This is a genomic window from Streptomyces katrae (assembly GCF_000966975.1).
Classification (GTDB): Bacteria; Actinomycetota; Actinomycetes; order Streptomycetales; family Streptomycetaceae; genus Streptomyces; species Streptomyces katrae.
The window spans coordinates 1-4,517 of record NZ_JZWV01000167.1; the positions used below are offsets into that span (position 1 = coordinate 1).

Below are 4,517 nucleotides of genomic sequence, written 5' to 3' on the forward strand. Positions count from 1 at the left end.
CCCTCGGCCCCCGCCGGGCCGAGGGTTTCGAACCGACCCCGCCACCCAGTGAATCGACCGACCTTCGCCAGCCCCATAACCCCCGTCCCCCCACACAACGGGCAGCTGCCGCTGCCGCGACCCTGGCCTCGGGCGTGCCACCGCGTGAAGATCTGCGCATGTCGCCTGAGACCCAGCAGTGGACCCCCACCCATGGCCAGCCCTACCGGCCCGTCGCCTACCGCCCCGCGCGCATGCCGAGTCAGGAATCCCTCGCGCGCGCGGCGGAGCTGCGGGCCCGGATGGACGAACGGCGCACCGTGCGCCACTTCTCCCCCGACCCCGTCCCCGAGCAGGCCGTCCGCGACGCCATCGCCTGCGCCGCCACGGCGCCGTCGGGGGCGCACCAGCAGCCGTGGACCTTCGTCCTGGTCAAGGACCCCGCGGTCCGCCGGCAGATCCGCGCCGCCGCCGACAGGAGGAGCAGATCTCCTACGACGGCCGCCTCGGCGACGAGTGGCTGGCCGCCCTGCGCCCCATCGGCACCGACGCCGTGAAGACCCACCTGACGGACGCCCCGGCCCTGATCGTGGTCTTCCAGCAGCGCTACTGGCTCGGCCCGGACGGCACGAAGCGCAAGCACTACTACGTGGACGAGTCGGTCGGCATCGCCGTCGGCATGCTCCTGACAGCCCTCCACCTCAGCGGCCTCGCGGCCCTCATCCACACCCCGAGCCCCATGCGGTTCCTCTCCCACGTCCTGCGCCGCCCCGAGAACGAGAAGGCCTTCGCGGTGATCCCGGTGGGCTACCCGGCGGACGACTGCGAGGTCCCCGACCTGGTCCGCAAGTCCCTGGACCAGGTGATGGTCGAGGTCTGACCGGCCCCGGAACACCCCGCACTGGGACCGCCCCCGCTCCGGACTTGGGGGTACCGGAGCGGGGGCGGGGTTCAGAGGAGGACGGGTCAGCCCATGTGGGGGTAGCCGTACTCGGTCGGCGGGACCAGGGTCTCCTTGATGGAGCGGGTCGAGGTCCAGCGGAGCAGGTTGGACGCCGCGCCCGCCTTGTCGTTGGTGCCCGAGGCCCGGCCGCCGCCGAAGGGCTGCTGGCCGACGACGGCGCCGGTCGACTTGTCGTTGATGTAGAAGTTGCCCGCCGCGAAGCGGAGCTTCTCCATCGTGTCGGCCGCCGCGTAGCGGTCCTGGGCGATGACGGAGCCGGTCAGGGCGTAGGCCGAGACGTTCTCCATCTGCGCGAGCATCTCGTCGTACTTGTCGTCCTCGTACACGTGGACCGCGAGGATCGGGCCGAAGTACTCGGTCGTGAAGACCTCGTTCTCCGGGTCGGTGCACTCGATGACGGTCGGGCGGACGAAGTAGCCCTCCGAGTCGTCGTACGTGCCGCCCGCGACGATCGTGCAGGTCGGGTCGGCCTTCGCACGGTCGATCGCGGCCTTGTTCTTCGCGAAGGAGCGCTCGTCGATCACCGCGCCGATGAAGTTCGACAGGTCGCGGACGTCACCCATGGTGATGCCGTCGACCTCGGCGGCGAACTGCTCCTTGAAGCCGTCGTTCCAGATCGAGGCAGGAACGTAGGCGCGGGAGGAGGCCGAGCACTTCTGGCCCTGGAACTCGAAGGAGCCGCGGGTCAGGGCGGTCTTCAGGATCGCGCGGTCCGCGGACGGGTGCGCGACGACGAAGTCCTTGCCGCCCGTCTCGCCGACCAGGCGCGGGTACGAGCGGTACTTCTCGATGTTGTTGCCGACCGTCTTCCACAGGTACTGGAAGGTCTTGGTCGAGCCGGTGAAGTGGATGCCGGCCAGCTCGGGGTGGTTCAGGGCCACCTCGGAGACGGCGATGCCGTCACCGGTGACGAGGTTGATGACGCCCTTGGGCAGACCGGCCGCCTCCAGGAGCTCCATGAGGAGGACCGCGGAGTGCGTCTGCGTCGGGGACGGCTTCCAGACGACCACGTTGCCCATCAGGGCCGGGGCGGTCGGCAGGTTGCCGGCGATGGCCGTGAAGTTGAACGGGGTGATCGCGTAGACGAAGCCCTCGAGCGGACGGTGGTCGCTGCGGTTCCACACGCCGGCGGAGTTCGCGGCGGGCTGCTCGGCCAGGATCTGGCGGGCGAAGTGGACATTGAAGCGCCAGAAGTCGACGAGCTCGCACGGGGTGTCGATCTCGGCCTGCTGCGCGGTCTTCGACTGGCCCAGCATGGTGGAGGCGGCCAGCTTCTCGCGCCACGGGCCGGCCAGCAGCTCGGCGGCGCGCAGGATGATCGCGGCGCGGTCGTCGAAGGACATCGCGCGCCAGGCCGGGGCGGCGGCCAGGGCGGCGTCGACGGCCTCCTGGGCGTCGGCCTGGGTGGCGTTGGCGTACGTGCCGATGACCGACTTGTGGTCGTGCGGCTGGACGACGTCGAAGCGCTCGCCGCCGCCCATCCGCTTGACGCCGTTGATCGTCATCGGGAGGTCGATCGGGTTCTCGGACAGCTGCTTGAGCTGGATCTCGAGACGCGCGCGCTCGGCGCTGCCCGGGGCGTACGAGTGGACCGGCTCGTTGACCGGCGCGGGGACCTGGGTCACAGCATCCATGGCGAGGTAACTCCTTGACCTGGTTCTGGGCTAGTTCTTGGTGATCATCGAGCGGAGGAAGAACAGCAGGTTGGCCGGCTTCTCCGCGAGGCGGCGCATGAAGTAGCCGTACCAGTCCGTGCCATAGGCCGTGTAGACCCGCATTCGATGACCCTCGGAGGCGAGCCGGAGGTGCTCTTCGCTGCGGATGCCGTAGAGCATCTGGAACTCGTACTCGTCCAGCTTGCGCCCTGCCTGGCGGGCGAGCTCCTGCGCGATGGAGATCAGGCGCGGGTCGTGGGACCCGATCATCGGGTAGCCCTCGCCCTCCATGAGGATCCGCATGATCCGGACGTACGCCTTGTCGATCTCGGCCTTGTCCTGGTACGCGACCTCGGCGGGCTCCTTGTAGGCGCCCTTCACGATCCGGACGCGGCTGCCGGCGGCGGCCAGGCGGCGGGCGTCGGCCTCGGTGCGGAAGAGGTAGGCCTGGATGACGCAGCCGGTCTGCGGGAAGTCCCGGCGCAGTTCCTCGTGGATGGCGAACATCGAGTCGAGGGTGGTGTGGTCCTCGGCGTCGAGGGTCACGGTGGTGCCGATGGCGGCGGCGGCCTCGACGACCGGGCGGACGTTGGCGAGGGCGAGCTCGTGGCCGCCCTCCAGCGCCTGGCCGAACATCGACAGCTTGACCGACATCTCGACGGCCTCGCCCAGACCCAGCTCCTTGAGGCGCTCGATGAGCTCCAGGTAGGCGTCCCGGGCGGCGTACGACTGCTCCACGGCGGTGATGTCCTCGCCGACCACGTCGAGGGTGACCTCCAGGCCCTTGCGGGTGAGCTCCTCGACGATCGGGATGACCTGGTCGACCGTCTCACCGGGGATGAAGCGGTTGACCACCGGCTTGGTCACCGGGGCGGCAGAGACGATTCGGCGCATCTTGTCGCTGCGCGAAGCGGCGAGGATCGCGGGACCCAGCACGGGGCACCTCCAACGGGTGGCAGAAGCGGTCATACGGGCGCCGCGGGGGTGTGCTGCGGCCGTAGGGAATACGCAAGTAAAACCACCGTGAAATTTATGGATCTCCCCGATCCTCTGCCATCGACAGCTGTCACGCATCCGTGTCCGCGATCTCATACATCTGTCTGAAGAGGCGTCGGCGGGGTGGGAGAATGTGCCCGTGAAGGGCGATTACCAGGACCTGGTGGACGAGATCTCGGCGCTGCTCGGCGCCCCGGCGACGCTGGAGAACCGGGACTTCCGCCTGATCGCCTTCGGCGCCCACGACAGCGAGGACGACCTCGCGATGGACCCCGTCCGCACCCGCTCGATCCTGACCCGGCAGTCCACGGCGGCGGTGCGGGCCTGGTTCGAGGGCTTCGGCATCGCCCGCGCCACCGAGCCGGTCCGGATCCCGGCGGCGCCGGACGCGGGGGTCTTCCGGGGCCGGATCTGCCTGCCCGTGCGGTACCGGGGCATCGTCCAGGGCTACGTGTGGCTCCTCGACCGGGATCCGGGGCCGGCGCCGGAGGCCCTGGCGGCGGCCACGGAGGTGGCCCAGCGGATCGGGGTGCTGCTCGCCGAGGAGGCCAAGGCGGGCGCCGACCTCTCCCGGGAGTTCCTCGCGGTGCTGACCGCCGGGCGGGGCTGGCAGCAGGACATGGCCGTGGCCTCGCTGAGGCTGGCCCTGGGAGCGGGGGCGGAGGGGCTGCACGCGGCGGTGTGCGTGGCCCCGTGGTCCGGGGAGGCGCCCCCGTCGGTGCCGGGGGCGGCGGCGGTGTGCGTCGTACCGGCGGACACGGCGGCCGCGGCCGGGCCGCCCCGCCTGGCGGTCCTCCTGCGGCTGCGCTCCGCGGACGCCATGGGCCCGGCGCTGACGGCGCTGGGCCGGCTCCTGCCCCGGGCTTCGGCGGCCGGAGGGGCGCCGGGGACGGCCGGGGGCGCGGGTGCCGTGCGGTCCTCGG

2 protein-coding genes and 2 pseudogenes are annotated in these 4,517 nt (G+C 71.0%); 2 read left to right on the plus strand and 2 right to left on the minus strand.

Going from position 1 to position 4,517, the window contains the following annotated elements:
• The first annotated feature begins 158 nt into the window (after positions 1-158).
• Positions 159-859: pseudogene (locus VR44_RS08210) on the plus strand (nitroreductase family protein).
• A gap of 86 nt (positions 860-945) precedes the next feature.
• Here the strand turns inward: VR44_RS08210 and pruA are convergent.
• Together pruA and VR44_RS08220 are read right to left on the minus strand one after the other, a co-directional pair.
• On the minus strand, positions 946-2,577 hold the full coding sequence (gene pruA, locus VR44_RS08215; RefSeq protein ID WP_045946730.1) for an L-glutamate gamma-semialdehyde dehydrogenase: 1,632 nt from the start codon (positions 2,575-2,577) through the stop codon (positions 946-948).
• A gap of 30 nt (positions 2,578-2,607) precedes the next feature.
• Positions 2,608-3,534, minus strand: coding sequence for a proline dehydrogenase family protein (locus VR44_RS08220; RefSeq protein WP_042813727.1), 927 nt, complete (start codon positions 3,532-3,534; stop codon positions 2,608-2,610).
• Between the two features lie 199 nt (positions 3,535-3,733).
• Here VR44_RS08220 and VR44_RS08225 point away from each other — a divergent pair.
• Positions 3,734-4,517 (plus strand): annotated as a pseudogene (locus VR44_RS08225) (PucR family transcriptional regulator); the annotation flags it as partial.